Here is a 21,299-nt window from a genome sequence, read left to right on the forward strand (position 1 = left end):
CTTGAACGGTCCGGCGGTTCTGCCGCAGAACCTGCTCCAGCCTGGTCCGCGCGGACACGTGCACTCCGACCACCGCAGGCTCCCTCATCTCCGCCAGTGCCCTTCGCCAGAACCGTTCGGCCGCGTCGGCCGTGCCGACAGCCGAGGAAGTGAACGGCGTGTTCCACACCTATGTCAGGCAAATGCCGGACAGGCGCGGGCAATTGTCGTCGCCGTGTCGCGCCCGTTCGCCGCACACTGTGGTGTCAAGATCCAGGGAGGTGATCTCTCATGCCGATCCAGCAGGACCTCGTCCAGTGGCATGTGGAAGACGTTCGCTGCCATCGCGGGGGCAGGATTCGAGTTCCGGTGGAACAGTCTCCGTTCGGCCGCGTGCTGCCCTATCACCGCCGCGCGGGCGAACATCCGAAACCGGGTTGCGGCGAGTTGGTCCGGTCCCGGGGGTGGATCGCCGATCTCGGCCAGCGAAGCCTCGGCGAACTGCTGCTGGGCCTCTCCGCCGTGACCGCGTTGAGCGAAGTCACCAAGCAGGTGCCATTGCACTACAGCGGGCCGGACGCCGAGCTGATGCGGCGGTGTTCGGTTCCCGTCGAGTCCACCGAGCACACCTGGGGGCCGCACGTCGTCCGGACCGCCACCCGCGCGCCGATCCGCTTCCGGATCGACCCGGACGAGCAGCCGACCTGGCTGGACTCGATCGGCCCCGGGGAGGTCGAAGTCCACTCGGCGTTGCCGATGCGGCACTACCTCGCGGTGGAGCAGAGCCTCGGCGAGCGGCTGTCCGCCGACGGCGCCCCCGCTCCCAGGTTCACCTCCGCGACAGACCCCGAACCGTGGCACGTCGTGTTCGTCGCCGTGCCGGGCTGGCCGCGGAACCTGGAGTTCCGGCCCGCCGATTTCGCCGCGGTGGCCCGAGCTCTGGTCAGCCTGGTCGACGCCCCGTGGCGGTTCACCGTCGTGACCGCGCGCAACACCGCGACGGCGGACATGTTCGACGGACTGCCCGCCGACGTGCTGTGCGAGCCCGGCGCCGCGGACTGCGTGGATCTGTTCGCCTCCGCCGAACTGGTCGTCGGCACCGACTCCGGGCTCACCCAGCTGGCGGCGCTGACCGAACGCGCGGACGGCGGCGGCCCGCAGGTCGTCGGCCTGTACTCCAGGCACGCGCACATCAAGTGGATCACCGGGCTGCCGGATCACCACGCGATCGCGACCCGCTTCGCCCAGCTGCTCGCGCTGGCCGACCGCAGCGCCGACCACGCCGAACTCACCGACGCCACCTGGGGTGCCGGAGCGGATCTGCGGTCGGTCCCGCCCGAACTGGTGGCCGACTTCGCCGCCCGGTGCGCCGGTTGGTGCTGACCGACCCGGTGGCCCGAACCCGGCTCGGCGACGGGCCTTCCCCGCCGCGCTCGGGCTCGCGCTCCGTCCAGATCGCGAAGGCGCGGTCACGTTCTCGCCGTACCCACCGGTGCCGCACTCGCACATGGTTCCTCCCAAGGGATCGATGCCTATCACGCACCCGCGACCGAGCGCGCTTGAACGAGTTCCGGCGGTTTCCCCTACCAGACAAGGGAAACGCAACGCCGGATCGGGAGCGACGCCGCAGGCGAACCTCCCGACACCACTAAGTAAAACGTACCTGCTCCCGAAATGGCATCGCTCGATCGAGGGGTCGTATCATGGGCGCGTGTCCGCAGGTGCAGGCGAAGTCCGCTACGACGACGCGTTCGTCGCCGCGGTCGGCGTGCTCAACACCCGGTGGGCGTTGCACGTCGTGCACGCGCTCAGCGCGGAGCCGCTGGGCTTCAACGAACTACGTCGGCGCGTCCCCGGTGCCGGCCCGAGCACGCTCAAGCAGCGGCTCTCCGAACTGGCCGAGGCGGGCCTGCTGCACCGCGAGGTGCTGGACGGATCGCCGCCGCGCACCCGCTATTCGCTGACCGAACGCGGCGCAGGGCTCCGGCCGATGTTCACCGAGATGACCTCCTGGGCCGACCGCCACCACCTGGAGGCACCGGACCCCGCCGAGATCAGCGGCGGAGTTCTCGGGCTGTTCCAGGAGAAGTGGGCCATGCACGTCGTCTGCGTGCTGCTGACCGGGCCGCACGGCTTCAACGAGCTGGCCCGCGAGGTCGGGATCAGCCAGGTCACCCTGTCGCAGCGGTTGACCGAGCTGGAACGCCGCGGCCTGGTGGATCGCGACCGCACCGGCTCCGCCCCGGCCTACGCCCTCAGCCCCGCGGGCATGGACTTCCGCGTGGTCGCCGAGCCGCTGGTCGAATGGGCCCACGACCTGCACGCCCACCACGAGCGCCGGACCGCCGATCGCGCCGAGGACGCGGCGCGCGGCTGAGCGGACCATGGCTCGTTCGGGCCGCCGGGCGTGCCGCGTCAGCCGACGATCGGGTCGCCGGGCTGCTGCGCGTCTTCGCGGCGCGGCACCTGGTCTTCGCAGCCGTTGAGGTAGTCGGGCGTCGTCGCCAGCAGGACCGCGAGACCGTCGACGATCTCCGCTCGCGGGTTGGTGTTGCGGCTGCACGCGAGCTGCTGCAGGTACTGGGTCGAGACCGTCACCTGCCGGTACCGGTGGAGCTGGTCGGCCAGCGCCGCCAGCGAGCAGCCGCGCTCCCGGTACAGGTCGCGGAACCGCTTCCCCAGGAATTGCCGGTCACGGCCCACGAGATAGCCCACCGAGGACTTCAGCACCAGCGCGAGCTCGGCCGCGTAGTGCGGCACCGGCGAATCCGGCGCTCTGCCGAGCTTCGCCACGCCCGGCCTCGTGACGACGACCCCGCGCTTGCCCAGGTCGCGCACCAGTTCCGGGTAGCCGTACCCGCGCTGCTCGCACAGCAACCGGAACCGTCGCGCGCTGATGCGTTGATCGCCGGACACGACGAACACCCCCAGGAACCACGGAGTTCGGCACACCCCTGACCACCCACTGTAAGCGGTGATCCCCTTGTCTTCGGCGGGCGCCACAATTTAAGCTGCTCACCAGCAGGAATCAACTCAGTCGCGGATTCCTCCGTTCAGCGGTCCCGCGGCTGGGGATTCGGCGTGTCCGGCGCGGAGCCCGATGTGCCGCGTTCCTGCACCCGAGCCGGGGGTCAGGAAGCGCCGCACATGCGGTGCCGCGCCGGATGCGCTGTTCAGGGGGTGCATCGCATCCGGCGCGCAGGGCTCCGGGGCACGCGCCGACCTGCTCGATCAATCCGGCCAAGGACAGCTTCGCAGGGAACCGCGTTTTCGCACCCGATCGAGGCCGAATGAACGGAATGCCGCCGAGTGGCCTCGCACTAGCCGACGAATCGAACTTCGCGCCGCTCCACAATGGAAAGACGCCCGGCCCGACGAGCCGTTAACACGGCATCCGGCTGACACGATCCGCAACCCCTTGCACTATCGCGAGACCCGTGCGGCACGATGCAAAAGGACCACTCACCGCCGGGCAACTTGCCGAGCTTTTTCACCCGAACAGATGCTTGCCACGACTGGGGGCGGTTCGAGATTCTATTCAGCTCGCCAAGATCAGGCAGCGCGCAAGAGGCCAGCACGAATCCAGATCGCATGGTGACAGAGGAGATCCGCGGCATGTCGGCCGACCAGCACGATCAACGCCTCCAGCTCGTGAGGACCAAAGCGGAGCTGTGGGCAAAGAACCTCATCGAGTTCGGCCCCCAGAACACGTTGCTGCACTTCAAGAACACAAAGACCACAAGCCTGGATCTAACGACAGCAAATCCCGTATCCGTGCGGGATCTGCTCTCTGGAAAGCAGGTCAAACTCGGCGCGCTCTTCGTCGATTCCGACGTGCACAAGGATTCCTGCGCACGAGCCCGATCCTTGCGACGCACCATGACCGCGTTCGCCGAGGAACAGGGAATCGACATCGGCAAGGTCGCGCAGGGACTGGTCAAAGCCACACCTAGGCACGGGTCAACACCGCAGACTCCCAGTCGCGGCACCCGCGCCCCGCTGCTGCTGCGCTCTCTGCGCATCACGGCGCGAACGGTGGCCGAGAACGAGTTCATGCTCGAGGCCGACCGAGATGTGGAGGTCAACCCGGTTTTGCTCTACGCGCTCGACCAGGATTACGGGCTCGACCTCGACCTCGCCGAGTTCACTGCCACCGCGCAGGACCTCCTGGCCGGCACCGAGGACCCGCAAGAGCAGTTCGACGGGGTGTGGGCCGAGCTGACCGCAGTGGCCGAGCACCAGGGCGTTCCGCTGAGCGTGGAACGGGCAACCGTGTGCGGCCTGTTCAACTACGCCAAGCAGCCCATGGTCGAGGACCTGCTGCACGCGTCGGAACTACTCAGCAGCCATGACTTGGTCGCCGCTCTCGCCGGGGACGTTCCGGCGCGGGCAGCGGTCACGGCGGAAGGCGCCGGGTTCAGCCCACCGGCGGCGGACTCCATCGAGCCGGCCGAAGAATTCCTGGTGCAGGACGCGGATTCCTCGCAGCAGCGGGCGATCAACACGGCGCTGGCCGGGCACCACCTGCTCATCGAAGGCCCTCCCGGCACCGGCAAGAGCCAGACGATCGCGAACATCATCGCGGGTGCGGCCGCACGCGGAATGCGGGTCCTGTTCGTCTCCGAGAAGCGCGCGGCGATCGAAGCGGTCACCGGTCGACTGGCCCTAGCCGGCCTGGACAGGCTCGTGTTCGACCTGCATCAGCAGCGAGTCGACAAGAAACACGTCGCCCGCCAGCTCCAGAACAGCCTGGAAAACGCTGGGCGGCAGCCGCGGCCGGACGTCGGCGACACCCACCGCAAGGTCGGTGCGCACCGGGCTGAGCTGCGCGGTCACTCCGACGAACTGCACCGGCCACGCGCACCGTGGAAGATCAGCGCGTACGAGGTCCAAGCGGAGCTGCTGTCACTGCGCGCTCCGGCATCGCCGCACACGTTCGCCAGGCCGACACTGCAGCTTCTCGACGCCGACACGGTCACGGGACTACGGGAGAAGCTGCACTCCTTCATCGACAAAGGCGGACTCCGCGTCGTCCGACGAGAATCACCCTGGTGGCAGGCCGAGATTCGCGGTGTCGACGACATCGACGACATCCTGATGAAGCTCGACGCGCTCGCCACGAAGACCTTGCAGGCGGGCAGGCGGAGCATGACCTCGGTGTTGCACCAGACCGGGCTGCGCACTCCGGTCGACCTCGCGGGCTGGCAAGTGGTGCTGCACCTGCTCGGAGAGGTCAACGACAGCGTCCGAGCGTTCGGACCGGACGTCTTCGGCACACAGCTCGACGATTGGTACTTCGCCACGGCTTCCCACCGGGAGCGCACGCAAGCCGGGCACAAGCTCGGCTGGCTCACCAGGCGGAAACTCCGCAAGGAGATCACGGCGGCCTCCACGGACGAGATCAAGCAGCGCGGCGTGCTGCACCGCAAGCTGCACGCGGTCCGAGGGCAGCGGGACCGGTGGCAGGAACTCGGTGATCCGGCCGGGCATCCCTCCGAGGTGGTCGAACTCGGCGAGACGATGGAACTGTTCAACACGTTGCGCGACCAGCTGACCTCCGTAGCGCTGTTCGCGAATCTCACTGATATGGAGCGCAAGCCGCCAGAACAGGTGGATGCGGAGTTGGAAAGGCTGCTCGAGGACAAGGCCACGCTGTGGCAGATGGAGAACATCACCGCGCTGCTCGGCGAGTTCGAGCGGCTGGGTCTCACCCAGCTGGTGCAGGACGTCGCGCGGCAAGACCTCGACGGTGACGCCGCATGGCGCTTGTTCCGGCACACCTGGTTGAAGTCGCTGCTTCAGCGGTTCAAGCTCGATTCCCCGGCGCTGCGGGGCTTCACCTCTGCAGAACACGACCGGCGGCTGCGCGAGTACCAGGACTCCGACATGACCCATCGGGAGAGTTCGGCCAACAGGGTGCTGTGGGAGGTCGGCAAAGCGCTGCGCCAAGTGCGCGACGACCACCCGGACGAAACCAAGCTGATCCGCGAGCAGGCGAACAAGAAGTCCCGGCACATGCCGTTGCGCAGCCTGGTCGAGAAAGCGCCGAACGTGCTGCTCGCACTGTTCCCGTGCTGGGCGATGTCGCCGCTGGTGGTGAGCCGCACACTGCCTGCCGAGCGGCTGTTCGACCTGGTGGTCTTCGACGAAGCGAGCCAGATCCAGCCGCACGAGGCGATCGCGACGATCGCCCGTGGCACCAGCCTCGTGGTGGCCGGGGATGACAAGCAGCTACCGCCCTCGAACTTCTTCGGCCGCATGCTGGCCGGTGATGAGGACAGCGACGAGACGGGCTTGGAGGACTACGAATCGATCCTCACCGTGATGCGGACGTGGATCTCGCGCCAGGAGCAGTTGAAGTGGCACTACCGCAGCCGGGACGAACGGCTCATCGCCTTCTCGAACCGGGAGATCTACGGCGACGGCCTCGTCACGTTCCCCGGTTCCAGCAAGGAGGCACCGGTCTCGTTGCACGTCGTGGACGGCGTGGCCGCACCGGGCCAGGACGGCTCGGCTCCGGCCGAGGTGGCGCGGGTCGTGGAGCTGGCGCTGCAGCACGCGGCGGCGCGCCCGCACGAAAGCCTCGGCGTGATCGCGATGGGCGACAAGCACGCCGCGCGGATCGAGACCGCGGTGCGTCACGCGGTCCAGGGGAAACCGGAAATGCAGGAGTTCTTCACCGAGCAGTCGAGTCCGGGCTCGCGGTTCTTCGTCAAGAACCTGGAACGCGTACAGGGCGATGAGCGGGACGCGATCATCCTCACGGTCGGCGTAGCCAAACGTGCCACCGGCCGGGTCGACGGGCGGAGCTTCGGCCCGTTGAACCGCACCGGTGGCGATCGCCGGTTGAACGTGGCGGTGAGCCGCGCGAAGCGGCGGATGAGCGTGGTGAGCTCTTTCGAACCGGGCGAGCTGGCGCCGTCGGACACGGGCACCGGAACCGAGTTGCTGCGCAGGTACCTGGAGTTCGCGCAGGCGCACGCGGACATCGACCAGGTGGGCCGCCAGGAGGCTCTGGACCTCAACGGTTTCGAGCTGGACGTGGAGCAGGCATTGGCGGAGCGGGGGATCAAAGTCTTCCCGCAGTGGGGCTTCTCGGGTTACCGCATCGATTTCGCGCTGGCTCATCGCGACCAGCCCGGGCGGATGGTGCTGGCGGTGGAGGCCGACGGCGACAGCTACCACCGGTCGTACAGCGTCCGGGACCGCGACCGGTTGCGGCAGTCGCACCTGGAGAACCTGGGATGGCGGTTCCACCGAGTCTGGGCGTCGGCGTGGTTCAGCGATCGGGCCGGGGAGACCGACAAGATCGTCAAGGCGTGGGAGCAGGCAATGCTCGACACCGACGACGAACGCTCGGGTGCTCCCGCTGGCCACTCCGCCCAGGAACCGGTCCGGCGTGCGGACCCACCCCCCGAATCCCGACGCGGCCCGCGGCCGGACGTGACACCCGGGCAAGCGATGGACAAGTACACCGAGCGGGAACTGATCTCGCTCTGCCGCTGGCTGCTGCGCGACGGTCTGCAACTGGACCGCGATGAGCGAATCACCCAGGCCATGCAGGAGCTGGGCAAGAGCAAACGCGGCCGGATCATCGTGGAGCGGCTGACCCGCGCCGTAGAGATCGCCCAAGACCAGGCAGACCGAGAGGACCGTTGACATGTTGCCGCTGGACGACCGCACCGCGGAACGAATCGCCACCGTGATCGTGGACATGGGCGGACCGTACGAACGCAAGTCCTACGAGTTGGAACCGCTGCTGGCACGAGCGGGCTGGGTACCGGCGCCGGAGTACGACGGAACTCCGCGCGTGCGGTGGTTGGCCGAGCAGCTCATCGAGCATCGCGATGACCACGCCCGCATCGAGCGTCTGCTGTGCCGGGTCTGCGATCCCATCGAGTACGACGACGGCGCTGAGGTCGCCGAAGAGTTCCGCACGATACTCAACGAGAAGCTGATGGCAGAACGCCTCATCATCTCGCTCGTCGGTGGTCGTCCAGTGTTGGGCGAGATCGGGTCGGACGGCTCAGCCCAGTTCACCGCCCCCGACGACCTAGACGAACGCATCAGCGGCTTGATCGTGGATACGTTCGCCGCCGACCTGCTCGTGCGCAGGCTCTCGGAGGCGCGAATCTGCGCGAGCCACGGCGCGCACACGATGGCCGTGATCGGCATCGGGAGTTTGGTCGAGGGCTTGCTCTACTCGGTTCTCGTCGAGCGGGATCCGAAGATCCGCGAGTGCGGCTTCACCAACGAGAAGGGCAAGGAAGTGTCTCCCCATCAGGTCGGTCTGGCGATGCTGATCAGCCTGGCGCACGACAACGGGTGGATCCAGTTCGACGCGCGCGCCTTCATGGATCGCGTGCGGGAGTTCCGGAACTTCATCCATCCGAGGTTGGAGATGGAGAAGCAGTCCCGGTTCGACGACGACACGGTGATGATGTGCTGGGCGCCGGTCCGCGCGCTGCTCAACGATCTCGAAGAGCACCTGCCACCGGTCCCGCGCTGATCCGTCGGCTGCTCGGGCAAGCGGTCAGTCCCTCCGCCGAGGCCGTCGCGCTCGCCGGTGCGGGCGCCGTCGTCTCCGCTGCGGGCGGCCTCCGCGGCGCGGAGTTCGCGGGAGCGCTGCACCTCGTCTGCGCGGTGCTCGCCGCGCTGGCTGCGATCTCGGCGGTGGCGGTGCTCGTGCTGGCCCGGTGCTGAGGTCGCGGCGGTTCACCGCGCGCCGCGACGGCGGGGTTCCGGGCCGGGGCGGCTCGGGAGTTCGTCGTTGCGGCGCAACCACTGCCGGGCTCGCACGCGGACGTCTTCGTCGTCGTCCCAATCGCCGCCGGTGTGCACGACGTCGAGCAGGTGCTCGTCGTCGTGCGAACCGCGCCGGTCACCCGCGTGCACCGTCATCAAGTGCTCCCCGCGCCCCCAGCGGAAGGTGTAGGACCGACCCGAAGGGGCGCGGGCGAACACCCAGGTCATCGGCAGGTACCGCTTCGTCACGACAGCAGCCCCTCGGTCTCCGGGAGCGGGTTCCGCACTCGACCACGCACTAGCGCTTCGGACATACCAGGACGTTAGGACGAGGATGCCGCAGCTCCGGGTAGGTTTTCTCCCCTCACCTGATCAGCTGACCCGCAGCTCGCGAGCCAATTCACGAGCCGTGGCCGACTCACCGGCGGGTGGACTGTCACGCAGTCCGCAGGCGAGCTGACGAGCCCAGCCGTTGTAGCGCGTGGTCTCCGGCGCGGTGCGATGCGCCTCCCGCAGAGTGGCCAAAGTGGACGGTGCATCGCCCTGCTGGTCATGCGCGCGTGCGACTTCGATCAAATGCCGCGCGCGACGCGGGACCGACGCGATCTCACCGCGCGCCAGGCTGCGCTGGTACCGCAGCGCCTCGCCGCCGCGGCGCAGGTCAACGCTGATGCTCACCGCATGCGCGCGCATCACCTGGGTGCTGAAGCTCGACTGCACGTGCCGGTACCCGGGGCCGAGCGTGCGCGCCACCGAGTCGGCGAGTTCCCAATACCGCCAAGCCTCACCGAGATGGCCCTTGCGCGCGCAGGTCAACGCGCACTCGACGAGCAGCGCGCCGCGCAGTCCGTTCCGAGCATCGTCTTCGCCCGCTTCGAGGGCGTGCTGAGCCTCGATGGCGACCGTCAGCGCTTCGTCCCAGCGCCCGGATTCCCGCAAGACCTGCACCAATGCCCACGCGCCTCCGCCGATGAGGTACGGGTCGTCGGCCTCGTACCCTTCGGTCACGGCACGGTCGACGACGAGCCACACCAGTTCCGGCGCGGGCTGGTAAGCGACGTAGAAGTTGGCCAACTGGTAGACGCCGGCGAGCAGCCGCCGAGCCTGCCGCTGCTCAGGGCCGCGCCGGGAGCGCACCGCGTGCTGTGCGTCGCGGATCAGGCCCGGAAGCACACGCCCGACCCTCGTCCGGTGATCAGGCGAAGCGTGGCGGATGGTCCAAGCCGCGTTCAGCCTCTCCGCCAGATGCGCCGTATCCACGTCGCCCGTCGGAAGCCGGAACCGATCCGCGGTGAGCGCGGCCTGCACCTCCCGCAGCGCGGAGTGCTCGTCCCCGCCGTCGAACCGAGCGACGGACACCGCGGTGTCGTTGCCCGTCAGCTCCGCCAGATCGGCGATGTCCAGTGCTTTCGCCAGGCGCACCAGCATGTGCAGCTTCGGCGTCTGCAAACGACCCGACTCGACTGACTTGACCCACTCCGCTGAACGGTCCACCAAGCCGCCCAGCACGGGGCGGCTCATGCCGACACGTTCCCTGGCCCGTTTGATCCGCCAGCCGACGTCAGCGCTCATGCACCCGAAGTATCCACATCCGGTTGCAAAACGGAACATCAACACGGCCGCGGGCGAGCCGATCGCACCGCCGCCTCCCGGTGATCGGAGTGAACGGACCGTTCGCCCAAGGGGATTGGACGAACGGTCCGTTCACTCCGCCCGGTGCTGCATCGCTCGGTGCGGATCATCCCGGCGGGCGTGGTCGCCGGGCGGCGTGCGATCTTGTTGATCGGGCAACGACTCCGCTTCAGCCGGGCGTCTCGATCGGTGCCGTTCGGCGCGTCACGGATCACACTCGGCCACACCGACCGGAATGGAGCGTTTACAGTGCGTGCCCGCCAGACCATAGTTTGAGGCGCACGCGCGGTTGCCGACTCGTGGAGAGACGATCATGCAGAACAGGCTCGCCCGCACGGTGCGGACGGCACTGCTCATCGGGGCAGGCAGTGCGGTCACACTGGTCCTCGTCCCGACCGCCATCAGCATCGGGACCGGCGGAAAGCTCCCCGGATTCCTCCAACCGCTGGCGACGTTCCTGTGGCCGCTGGTCATCGTGTTCCTGCTGTTCGCCGCCGCGCTCGCCGCGTGGGAACGCATCACCAACGCCGACAAGCCCATCACCGCGCGCCGGCTCAACTCGCCGTCGAACCGCGAACGGTCCGTGCAGAGCACCGAGCGTTACGCCCGCGAACGGCTCAACGGCTCCCTCGCCGAACACGTCGCGCAACTGCTCGACGTCGACGAGGTGCCCGCGACGGTCGCCCGCCCGGCGGACGTCGTCGTGCAGCTCAACCAAGGCGGGAAATCCCGGCTGCCCGCCCACGCCGACCTGCCCGAGACCCTCGACGACGCCAACGGCGCGCTGTTGATCCTCGGCGCGCCCGGCTCCGGCAAGTCGACGCTGCTGCTGGAGCTCACCCGTGCGCTGTCGCTGCGGGCCGCGGGCGACCAGCGGCGGCCGATCCCGTTCATCATCGACCTCGGGTCCTGGGCGATGTCCGGGTGGCGGTGGGACAACCGCAGGCCCGCGCCGCCCGCCGACTTCGAGAAGTGGCTGCTGCGCGAGATCGAACGCCGCTACACCGTGCACCCCTCGCTCGGCCGGATCTGGCTCGAACAGGGCAAGGTCGGGCTGATGCTCGACGGGCTCGACGAGGTCCCGCCCGAATACCAGGAACGCTGCGTCAACGAGATCAACAAGCTGCGCGACTCGTTCATCATCCGGGAACTCGTGGTCTGCTGCCGCAGCGAGGAGCACGAAGCGCTCACCACGCCGCTGCAGCTGAACAACTCCGTCACGATCAACCCGCTCACCCGCAAGCAGGTCGTGGAGTTCTTCACCCGCATCGGCCCCCGCGTGGACGGCGTGCGCTCCGCGCTGCGCACCGACCCGGAGCTGTGGCGCCTGCTGGACTCGCCGCTGATGCTGAGCCTGATGGCGCTCGCCTACCAGGACCGGCCGTCGTCGGAGATCCGGCTCAGCGGCGCGCTCCCGCAGCGGCGGCGCCAGGTGTTCGACGCCTACCTCACCGCCGTCCCCACCCGGGAGGCCGACGACCTCGGCTATCCGCCGGAGAAGGTGCTGCGGACGCTGCGCTTCCTCGCGCGGGTCTCGGCGAGCCCGCTGTGCAACGACCTCACGGCTCGCACCCGGTTGCCGAGCCTCGTCGCGTGGGCGCGATTCCTGCCGTCGAGCACGCTGGTGCACGTGTTCGGGCGCGGACTTCCCGGCGTGCTCGCCGGATCCGTCACCGGTGCCACGCTGGCGATGGGCATGCTGCTGGGACCCGCTTCCGCGCTGGTGACGGCGCTGCTGCTGGTCGGCTACGTGGCGTTCCTCGACCACCTCTCGACGCTGCCGTGGGTCCGCCCTGCGCAGAAGTCCGGCACCATCCCGCAAGGCTGGATCACCGCCGCCTGCGGGTACCTGCTCGGGCTGGTCGTGAGCCTGGCGCTGGTCGGGCTCATCACGCCCGCCACGAACTGGCTCGCGGCGCAGCCGCTGTGGGTCGGGGTGCCCGTGGTGATCCTGACGGCGTTCCTGACGATCATGAGCGCGGTCGAAGCGTGGTCGAAGATGCCCGGCAACAGCGCGGCGCTCGGGGCGGCCGGGTCGGTGCTCGTCGGCGTCTCGATGTTCTGGATCGGGCCGCAGGAGTTGCTGACCTCGATGGGCATCGGCGTGGTGCTGGGCATCGTCGCGGGACTCACCACCGCGGCCCGCGACGAGGTGTGGTGGCAATTCGGCGAGGACCAGTACGAGGCGTTCGACGGGCAGGGTTCCAAGCTGCTGAAGAACTCCGCTCCCCTGGTCGGCGCGGCCGGACTGCTGGGCGTGCTGCCGGTGCTGTTCTCCGGAACGCTGCTCGACGAACGCGCCCTCGACACGGGAATCGGCCTGCTGGTCGCGGGCCTCGCCGCGCCCGCCGCGTGGCACGCCGACGTGTTCCCCTTCGACAGCGCGAAGAACGCCGCTTCCGAATGGCTGGCGCGGGCGATGGCGCTGAGCGAACTGCCGGTCCGCCGGGCGCGGTTGCTGCGCGGGCTCGCGGAGCACAGCATGCTGTCCCGCGTGGACGGTGGCTACCGGTTCACGCACCTGCTGCTGCGCGATCACCTGCTCGGCTACGAGCGGAAACCTGCGAAGAAGCCGGGCGGCGAAGAGGCCACGGACGCCGATGCGGCGGAGAAGAGCTCGTCCGGCACCGGCGAATCCACGAGCTCGGACGAGGCGGCGAAGGCGGACTCGCCGGAGCAAACGCCCTCCGATGCCGTGGCGGATTCCGGTTCAGAAGAGGAGAAGGCCGCGGCGGACCCGGCGAAGCCCGGCGCCGCGAAGTCCTGATCGGCACCCCGCGGTGATCAGCGCACCGCGGGGATCAGCCGCGACAGGCGGCGGTACGAATCGAGCAGGGCGTCCTCGTCGTGGCCGCTGGTCGTGATGAGCAGCTCGTCGGCCTCCACCGCGTCCACGACGGACTGCAACCGGTCGCCGACCTGCTCCTCCGTGCCGTAGACGTGGCCGCGCATCGCGCGCTCGAAGTGCTCGCGCTCCTTGTCGCTCGGGCCACGAGCGAGGATTTCCGCCGCGGGCTCCAACGGCGGGAAGACGCCGTGCACTCGCGAGTACGCGGTGGACCACGCTTCCGGAACGAGGATGCGGCGAGCCTGCTCGGTGGTCTCCGCGACCGCGACGGAACGAGACAACACCACGTGCGGCCGATCCGACCAGGCCGACGGGCGGAACCGCTCGCGGTAGGCGTCGATCGAACTCCGCAGCGCGTCGTCCCCGCGCACGGCGGCGATCACCAGCGGCAGCCCGGCCACCGCCGCGAACTCGACGCCCGCCCCCGTGGCCAGTACGAACACCGGGATGTGCAGCCCCTCCGAGGGCACAGCGCGCACGGCGGACTCCGGGCCACCGGTGAAGTAGCCGAGGAGTTCGGCCAGCTGCTCGGCGAAGCGCTCCGCGGACTCGCGCCCGTGCCCCAGCGCCCGGCGCACCGCTGAGGTGAACCCGAGCGACCGGCCCAGGCCCAGGTCGATGCGGCCCGGGTGCAGCGATTCGAGGACGCCGAACTGCTCGGCCACCACCAGCGGCGCGTGGTTCGGGAGCATCACCCCGCCGGTGCCGACCCGGATGCGCGAGGTCGCCCCCGCCACCGCCGCCGCCAGGACGGCCGGGGCCGCCCCGGCCACACCGGGGACGCCGTGGTGCTCGGCCACCCAGAACCGGTGGTAGCCGAGCGCCTCCGCTTCCACGGCGAACCGGACCGTGCGCGACAACGACTCCGCGGGAGCGCGCCCGCGGCGCACGAGCGAACGGTCCAGGACGGAGAAGCGCAGGGGTGCGGTCACACCGGTGCCAACACCGGCGGTCGGCGGCCGGATTCCCGACTGGCGCCGAGATCTCCCGGTCGACCGAACGGTCCGCTTTTGATACCCCGAATGGAGCAGTGCCCGGAATGAAGATACTCTCTGCATTCGATCAACACGTTGCGTATTCACAACAGGAGGATTCGCTGTGCCGACCTTGGCTCCACCAGCCCTCACCTACCAGTTGACCTGCGACGACACCCATGGCTGGGCGGCCGTGTACCGCACCAGCGGAGCGGTTCTGGAGTTCCTGGGCTTCCAGCGCCTCGACGAGGCCACCCTGCGGGTGCTGCGCGAGAACCCGGGCACCCACCGCGACGAGGACGGCATGCTCCGGTGCACGATCGCGGTCTGAGCACCCGGTAGCCGGTGCGCCGAACCTCCTGCACAGTCGGATGCGACGAGGACACGCGGGGGGACGAGATGAACGAGGCGCAGACCGAGCCGGTCGTGGTCGGCATCGACGGATCCGGGACCGCGCGACGAGCCGTCCGCTGGGCGGCGGGGGAAGCCGCGCGCCGGCGCACGCGCCTGCGGATCGTCTACGGCGACGTGTTCGCCGCACCCGCGATCCCCGGGCTGCGCAAGGCGGAGGCGCCGCCCGAAGTGGTCCGCGCCGACGTGGAGAAATCGCTGGCCGAGGCCGCCGAAGCCGCCCGGCGGGAAAGTCCGGAGCTCGCGGTGGAGACCGCCTCGCTGCCCGGAACCCCGTCGTCGGTGCTGATCGAGGAGTCGCGCCGAGCAGGACTGGTGGTGGTCGGGGACCGCGGGCTCGGCGGTTTCACCGGACTGCTCGCGGGCTCGGTCGCCGTGGCCGTCGCCGCGCACGGGCACGGCCCCACCGCCGTGGTGCGCGCGCGCAACGGGCACGAGCAGGAGGCGGCGCACGGGCCGGTGGTCGTGGGGCTCGACGGCTCCCGCAACGACGAGCGCCTGCTCGTGCAGGGGTTCGAGGCCGCAACCGGGTACGAGGCCCCGCTGCACGTCGTGCACGCCTGGAACCTGGTGGGCGTGGACGTGCGGCGGATGCGCGTGGGGCTGGCGGCCGACGAGATCCAGGCGGGAGAGGAACGCCTGCTGTCCGAACTGCTGAGCGGCTGGGGCGAGCGGTATCCGGACGTCGAGGTGCACCACCACGTCACCCGCGGGTCGGCGGCGGCGGAACTGCTGCGCCACGCCGAGCAGGCCCGGCTCGTCGTCGTGGGGGCGCGCGGTCGCGGCGGATTCACCGGCATGCTGCTGGGCTCGACGAGCCAAGCGCTGATCCACCACGCGCCGTGCCCGATCCTCATCGTGCGCGCCGCGAACGGCTAGCGCCGATCAGCTGGTCGCGGCGGCACGCGTTCTTGCGATGCGGGAGTCGGAACGCGACCTGCCGGAGGTGGGACGCGACCGGTCGGCTCAGGTCGCCGCGCCTCACGCGAAGGTCGACAGCTCCTCCACCGCGAGCGCCGCGCGCAGCGCGAGGTGGTCGTGCCAGCGCGCGGCGGTCAGCTGGATCCCGACGGGCATGCCCGAATCCGGGTGGCGACCGCAGGGAACGCTGATCGACGGCCCGCCGTACATCGACCAGACGTAGGTGAACCGGGCGATGCTCCTGGTGGAATCCGCGAGGTCGACCGCGTCGCGCCGCGGCACGTCCACCGGGATCGTCGGCGTCGCGATCACGTCGACCTCGGCGAACACGTCGTCCACCCGCCGCTGGAACGCGCCGCGCCACCGCCGGGCCTCCTGAGCGCGGTCCGGCGGGACGTCGTGACCGAGCCGGATCCGGCGCAGCACATCGGGATCTAGGGTTTCCGGGCGCAGCCGCACGCGTTCTTCGTGCACTTCGGCCGCCTCCGGGTACATCATGTCGAGCATCTGCCGCTGCGCGATCTCCGCGTCCGGGACCTCGATCCGCCGCGGTGCGCCCCACACCTCGCGCAGCGCGTCCAGCGCGGACCGCAGCACGCGCGCCACTCCCGGTTCGACGTCGTCGAAGAAGGCGTTCGCGGGCACGCCGACGCGCAGGTCGCCCGCTGCGCCAGCGAACGCGGACTCCACGGGGATGCGCTCGGCGTCGACCGACGTCGGCTCCGCCGGATCCCACTCGTCCAGCGCGGCGAGCACCGCCGCCGCGGTGCGCACGTCCACCGCCATCGGGGACACGGCGTCGAACGACGGGCTCACCGGGAACACGCCCGCGTTCGAGACCCGGCCCAGGGTCGGGCGGACGCCGACGATGCCGTTCACCGCGGCCGGGACGCGCCCCGAACCCCCGGTGTCGGTGCCCAGCGAGGCGGCGCACATCCCGGCCGCCACCGCGACGGCGGAACCGCTGCTGGAACCGCCCGAGATCCGCGCGTGGTCCCACGCGTTGCGGCAATCGCCGAAGGTGTCGTTGCGGCCGACGACGCCCATCGCGAACTCGGCCATGTTGTTCTTCGCCAGGACGACCGCGCCCGCCTCCCGCAGCAGGCGGGTCGCGGTCGCGTCGGCCGCGGCCGGAGTGCTGCTGTGATGGGCCGAACCCGCCGTGCTGACCACCCCGGCGACGTCGATGTTGTCCTTGACGGTCACCGGCAGCCCGTGCAGCGCACCGTCCGGGCCGGACGCCGCGTCGAGCCGATCCGCGTCGCGCAGCGCCTGCTCGTCGAGCGTGGTGATCAGCGCGTGCAGCGCGGAATCCTTCGTGGCGGCCAGTTCCAGCCGCGCCTCGACGAGGTCTCGGATCGACGTCACTGAGCTCTCCTCACGATGACGCCGGTGGGCGGAGGCGCGTCCACCGGCTGGTCCTCCCCCGGCGCGGACGTGCCGGGGGTGGTGCTCCGCGCGCAGCGGCCGCTCACCGGCGGAAACCACCGCGGTCCCGCCGGTGAGCGGCGCGCTCAGCGCGCGGAGCGCAGTCGAGCCGTCGCCGCCTCGTCCACCGCCGAGGCGGCCAGGTCGATCTCCACCCCGTAGTGGGTCCGCGCGTCGTCGACCGAGACGAAGTCGTCCAGGACGTCCTCCAGCACGGTCGCGGCGTCGCGCTCGAACGGATCGCCGTACCCGCCGCCGGAGGGCAGTTTGATCTCCAGCGTGTCGCCCGCGGCGCACTTCTCCTGCGTGACCTTCGAGTGCAAGGGCTCTTCGCGGTCGGTGCCCGCGTTGCGGGTGAACGATCCGGCGCGGCCCGCGTGGCCGCCTTCGAGGCCCTTGGGCGGGTCGTTGCGGTTGTCGGCCTCCGACCCGATGAACGTGTCGGTGAGCATCTTCCACTTGCGCACGCTGCCGATCCCGCCGCGGTAGCGCCCCGGCGCCGGTGGCTCGTCGCGCAGCTCGTAGCGCTCGGCGATCATCGCGTGGTTGAGCTCCAGCTCCTCGATCGGGTTGTTGCGGGTGTTGGCCATCAGCGAGTCGACGCAGTCCATGCCGTCCTTGCCGTTGCGCCCGCCGTAGGAGCCCTCGTTGATCTCGATGTAGACCCAGTACGACTGGCCGTCCTCGGCCAGCCCCGAGTAGGCGATGGCGCACAGCGCCGCCGACGAACCCGCGACCGCCCGGTCCGGCAGGACGTCGGACAGCGCCAGGTTGATCGAGTCGAAGATCCGGTTGATCTGGGAGAACCGCGCGAAGCACGACGCCGGGAAGTCCGGGTTGAACAGCGTTCCCTCCGGCGCGTACGCCTTCGCCGGACGGAAGCAGCCGTCGTTCTGCGGGACGAACTCCTCCGTCAGCGCCTCGTCGAGCAGCAGCGTGCGCACCGCGGAGGCCACGGTCGGCAGCACCGAGCCCTCGAACGGCACGTTGAACGCGGTCGGCACCTGCCCGTGGGAGCCGGTGAGGTCGACCACGACGTCGTCGTCCTCGACCTTCACCCGCACCGAGACCTTCAGCGGTACGTCCCGGTTCTTGCCGTCGTCGTCCAAGTAGGACTCCGGGGCCACGTACTCGCCGTCCGGGATCTCCCGGATCTTGCGGCGCAGCATGTCCTCCGAGTAGTCCATCCACTTGTCCGCGGCCGACATCACGACGTCGAGCCCGTAGCGGTCGAGCAGTTCGAGGAACCGCTTCTCCCCCAGCCGGGAACAGGCGATGAGCGCTTCCAGGTCGCCCGCGTTCTGCTCGGGAGTGCGCACGTTGTCCAGGATGTGCTGGATCAGCGCCTCGTTGCGCACGCCCGCGTCGTAGATCTTCATCGAGTCCATCAGCTTGCCCTCGGCCCAGACGTCCACGACGTCCATGCACAGGCCGGGGAAGTTCCCGCCGATGTCGGAGACGTGACCGGTGCAGCCCGCGAAGCCGATGTGCACGCCGCCGAAGAAGATCGGGATCATGATCCCGTAGTCGGGCGAGTGCGCCGCCCCGTGGTACGGGTGGTTGTGCAGGATGACGTCACCGGGCCGGTAGGTGCCCGCGAGCTTGCGGTCGATGCCGCGGATGTAGGCCGGGATCGATCCGCAGTGCATCGGCGTGGAATCCGACTCGCACAGCTCCCGGCCGTTCGCGTCGAAGATGCCCGCGCCCAGGTCCTCCGATTCCCGGATCAGGCTGGAGTACGCCATCCGGTAGAGGATCTGCGCCATCTCCTTGGCGATGCTGTTGAGCGCACCGCCGATCACCCGCAGGGTGATCGGGTCGACGTCGACGGTGGTGAAGTTGCGGGGTGCGACTCCGGCGAGCGACACGCCGGCGGGGTCGAGCGCGGTCACCGCTGGCCTCCTTCGGTGCTGACGGCGGTTTCGATGATGATGTGACCCACCCGGTCGATCGTGGCCGTCTGCTGCGGGCCGACGATGGTCGTGGAGTCGAACTGCTCGACGATCGCCGGTCCGGCGAAGACGTTGCCCGCCTTGAGCAGCGCGCGGTCGTAGACGGGGGTGTCGAAGGTCTTCGGCTGGTTGTCGGCGGTCCAGAACAGCGCCTCGGTGCTGCCCTTCACCGCAGCCGACGCGTCCGGACCGCCCGCCTCGACGTCGGCGAGCGGCACGTGGCCGACCTTGCCGACCGCCGCGACCCGCACGTTGACCAGGTGCACCGGCTTGTCGTCGAAGCGCTGCGAGTAGGTCCGCTCGTGCACCTCGTGGAACGCCTCGGCCGTGCGGGCCACCCAGTCGGCGTCGATCTCGCCCGGCGGGGCGGGCACGCGCAGTTCGTAGCCCTGCCCGATGTAGCGGCAGTCCAGGCTGCGCTCCAGCACGATCTCCGAGGGGTCGAGTCCGTCCCCGGCGAGCTGCTCCACCGCCTGGGTGCTGAGCCGGTCGAACTCCGCCGCGATCCGGTCCAGGTCCGGGTCGGTCGACGACGTCCACACCGTCGCGGGCGTCTCCACCCGGATGTCGGTGCTGAGCAGGCCCATCGCAGAGGCGATGCCCGGGTGGTGCGGCACGATCACGCGCGGCACCCGCAGCTGCTCGGCGATGTGCCAGGCGTAGAGCGGCCCCGCCCCGCCCTCGGCGACCAGTGAGAAGTCCCGCGGGTCGTAGCCCTTGCGCACCGAGTGCAGGCTGATCGCCTCGGTCATGGCGTGCGCCAGGATCTGGAAGATCCCGATCGCGGCCTGCTCGACGGAGGTGTCGAGCTTGCGCGCGATGTGCTCGTCGATCGCCTTGGTCGCCAGCTGCGGGTCCACGAACATCGAGCCGGACAGGAAGCTGTCGGCGCGCAGCCAGCCCATCGCCACCATCGCGTCGGTGCTGGTGGGTTCGGTGCCGCCCCGCGCGTAGCAGGCCGGTCCCGGTGTCGCGCCCGCGCTGCGCGGCCCGACGCGGAACATGCCGCCCGCGTCGACGAAAGCGATGGATCCGCCGCCCGCGCCGATCGTGTCGACCTCCGCCACCGGCACCATCGCGTGGTAGTCGCCGATGCGGGTGTCCAGCAGGTGCTTCATGCGCAGCTTGCCGTCGGGGGCCACGCCGATGTCGGCCGAGGTACCGCCGACGTCGAGGGTGATGACGCTCGGATGCCCGGACGCGGCGCCGATCGCGCAGCCGCCGAGCAATCCGGCGACCACCCCGCTGGTGAGCAGCAGCACCGGATTGTCCGCCGCGAGCCGCGAGGAGATCAGCCCGCCCGCCGAGGTCATCAGCCGGATGTCGCCGCGCACCCCGGCGTCGCGGGTCGTCTCGGCGAGGTTGTCGATGTAGCCGGACACCCGCGGGCCGACGAACGCGTTGAGCGCGGTCGTGGAGAACCGCTCGTACTCCCGGTACTGGGGCGCGACCTCGCTGGAGAGCGAGACGAACATGCCGGGGCACTCCTGCTCGATGATCCGCTTCACCGCCTGCTCGTGGACGGGATTGCGGTAGGAGTGCAGGAAGCACACCGCGATGGCCCGCACGCCGCTGCTCACGAGCTCCCGCACCTGCTCGCGGACCGCGTCGAGATCGAGGGGCACCAGCACTTCGCCCGCGGCGTTGATCCGCTCCGGCACCACCCGGCGGTTGCGCCTGCGCACCAGCTGCCACTTCTGCCACGGCAGGTCCTGGTACGACGAGTAGTTCAGCGGACGCTTCTTGCGGGCGATGTGCAGGATGTCCCGGAAGCCCTCGGTGGTGATCAGGCCGATGTCGGAACCGTTGTGCTCGAGCACGATGTTGGTCGCGACCGTCGTCCCGTGCAGGAACTGGTCGAGGTCGCTCACCGAGATGCCGACCTCGTCGGCGAGCTGCTGCACCCCGTTCACCGTGGCCAGTGACGGATCCTGGGGCGTGGACGGGATCTTGTGCACGGACACCGATCCCTCTTCGTCCCAGTACATGAGGTCGGTGAAGGTGCCACCGACGTCCACTCCGATGCGCTTCATTGCGTGGTCTCTCCTAGCCGGGTGACGCTGTCGTGGGCCGTTTCCCACCGCCGCGCGCGGACTTCGCCGCTCGGGTGGCGCGTGGGGACGGGCCGAGATCTCAGCGGTGGGCGACTTGCCGGGGTGATCGCTGCGCGGCGGGGCCGCCGCCGTCGAGGCGCTGGTCGACGACCGCGCCGGAGGGGTCCCCCGTCCGAGGCCGCGCATCGCCGGTTCCCCTGCCGAGGAGGTGGCGGTGGTCGGAAGAATGCCGTGCGACGGCGGGGTCGCACGAACGCTCTGGCTGGCCACACTGCACGGCCACAGCGGCACCTCCTGTGAATCGGCGCCCCGAGCGGATCGAGCCGTGCCGCCGAACAGGGCCGGCCCCGACCTC

At 69.9% G+C, this 21,299-nt stretch carries 15 protein-coding genes; 8 read left to right on the forward strand and 7 right to left on the reverse strand.

The annotated features are described in order from the left end of the window. Positions 1-348 precede the first annotated feature (348 nt). Together ACWD38_RS09360 and ACWD38_RS09365 are read left to right on the forward strand one after the other, a co-directional pair. Positions 349-1,362 carry a glycosyltransferase family 9 protein gene (locus ACWD38_RS09360; protein ID WP_450123818.1) on the forward strand — a complete coding sequence of 338 codons (1,014 nt, stop codon included), beginning with the start codon at positions 349-351 and terminating at the stop codon, positions 1,360-1,362. 328 nt (positions 1,363-1,690) lie between these two features. After that, complete coding sequence (locus ACWD38_RS09365) at positions 1,691-2,356, forward strand: winged helix-turn-helix transcriptional regulator (protein ID WP_184479503.1); 666 nt, start codon at positions 1,691-1,693, stop codon at positions 2,354-2,356. A gap of 38 nt (positions 2,357-2,394) precedes the next feature. Here ACWD38_RS09365 and ACWD38_RS09370 read toward each other — a convergent pair whose 3' ends face one another. Continuing rightward, positions 2,395-2,895, reverse strand: a complete 501-nt coding sequence (locus tag ACWD38_RS09370) for a helix-turn-helix domain-containing protein (protein WP_450123819.1) — start codon at positions 2,893-2,895, stop codon at positions 2,395-2,397. Positions 2,896-3,594: 699 nt separating this feature from the next. Here ACWD38_RS09370 and ACWD38_RS09375 point away from each other — a divergent pair. From ACWD38_RS09375 to ACWD38_RS09385, 3 genes are read left to right on the forward strand one after another with little or no spacing between them, the layout of a single operon-like run. Next, complete coding sequence (locus ACWD38_RS09375; protein ID WP_450123834.1) at positions 3,595-7,638, forward strand: AAA domain-containing protein; 4,044 nt, start codon at positions 3,595-3,597, stop codon at positions 7,636-7,638. A gap of 43 nt (positions 7,639-7,681) precedes the next feature. Beyond that, complete coding sequence (locus ACWD38_RS09380) at positions 7,682-8,488, forward strand: hypothetical protein (protein ID WP_450123820.1); 807 nt, start codon at positions 7,682-7,684, stop codon at positions 8,486-8,488. Then, positions 8,422-8,682: a hypothetical protein gene (locus tag ACWD38_RS09385; protein WP_184479506.1), complete on the forward strand. Its 261-nt coding sequence runs from the start codon at positions 8,422-8,424 to the stop codon at positions 8,680-8,682. Before ACWD38_RS09380 ends, ACWD38_RS09385 begins: the two co-directional genes overlap by 67 nt. Before the next feature lie 12 nt (positions 8,683-8,694). Here the strand turns inward: ACWD38_RS09385 and ACWD38_RS09390 are convergent, their stop codons facing one another. Continuing rightward, entirely contained in the window at positions 8,695-8,973 is a 279-nt protein-coding gene (locus ACWD38_RS09390; protein WP_450123821.1) for a hypothetical protein, read from the reverse strand. 123 nt (positions 8,974-9,096) lie between these two features. Beyond that, positions 9,097-10,296 carry a helix-turn-helix domain-containing protein gene (locus ACWD38_RS09395; protein WP_450123822.1) on the reverse strand — a complete coding sequence of 400 codons (1,200 nt, stop codon included), beginning with the start codon at positions 10,294-10,296 and terminating at the stop codon, positions 9,097-9,099. A gap of 373 nt (positions 10,297-10,669) precedes the next feature. Between ACWD38_RS09395 and ACWD38_RS09400 the strand changes: the two genes are divergently transcribed. Beyond that, positions 10,670-13,123 carry an NACHT domain-containing protein gene (locus tag ACWD38_RS09400; RefSeq protein WP_450123823.1) on the forward strand — a complete coding sequence of 818 codons (2,454 nt, stop codon included), beginning with the start codon at positions 10,670-10,672 and terminating at the stop codon, positions 13,121-13,123. A 17-nt stretch (positions 13,124-13,140) separates the two neighbouring features. On the opposite strand, the gene ACWD38_RS09405 is transcribed toward ACWD38_RS09400, so the two are convergent. Next, entirely contained in the window at positions 13,141-14,136 is a 996-nt protein-coding gene (locus tag ACWD38_RS09405) for an MsnO8 family LLM class oxidoreductase (RefSeq protein ID WP_450123824.1), read from the reverse strand. A 166-nt stretch (positions 14,137-14,302) separates the two neighbouring features. On the opposite strand from ACWD38_RS09405, the gene ACWD38_RS09410 reads away from it, so the two are divergent. Continuing rightward, positions 14,303-14,509: a hypothetical protein gene (locus tag ACWD38_RS09410; protein WP_184479511.1), complete on the forward strand. Its 207-nt coding sequence runs from the start codon at positions 14,303-14,305 to the stop codon at positions 14,507-14,509. 68 nt (positions 14,510-14,577) lie between these two features. Continuing rightward, positions 14,578-15,468: a universal stress protein gene (locus ACWD38_RS09415; protein WP_450123825.1), complete on the forward strand. Its 891-nt coding sequence runs from the start codon at positions 14,578-14,580 to the stop codon at positions 15,466-15,468. 102 nt (positions 15,469-15,570) lie between these two features. On the opposite strand, the gene ACWD38_RS09420 is transcribed toward ACWD38_RS09415, so the two are convergent. From ACWD38_RS09420 to ACWD38_RS09430, 3 genes are all read right to left on the reverse strand, one after another. After that, entirely contained in the window at positions 15,571-16,878 is a 1,308-nt protein-coding gene (locus ACWD38_RS09420; protein ID WP_450123826.1) for an amidase, read from the reverse strand. A gap of 146 nt (positions 16,879-17,024) precedes the next feature. Then, complete coding sequence (locus tag ACWD38_RS09425; protein WP_184479514.1) at positions 17,025-18,830, reverse strand: hydantoinase B/oxoprolinase family protein; 1,806 nt, start codon at positions 18,828-18,830, stop codon at positions 17,025-17,027. Continuing rightward, entirely contained in the window at positions 18,827-20,923 is a 2,097-nt protein-coding gene (locus ACWD38_RS09430; RefSeq protein WP_450123827.1) for a hydantoinase/oxoprolinase family protein, read from the reverse strand. The genes ACWD38_RS09425 and ACWD38_RS09430 overlap by 4 nt, the downstream gene beginning before the upstream one ends. Positions 20,924-21,299 lie beyond the last annotated feature (376 nt).

It is taken from the genome of Saccharopolyspora sp. NPDC002578 (genome assembly GCF_053592695.1).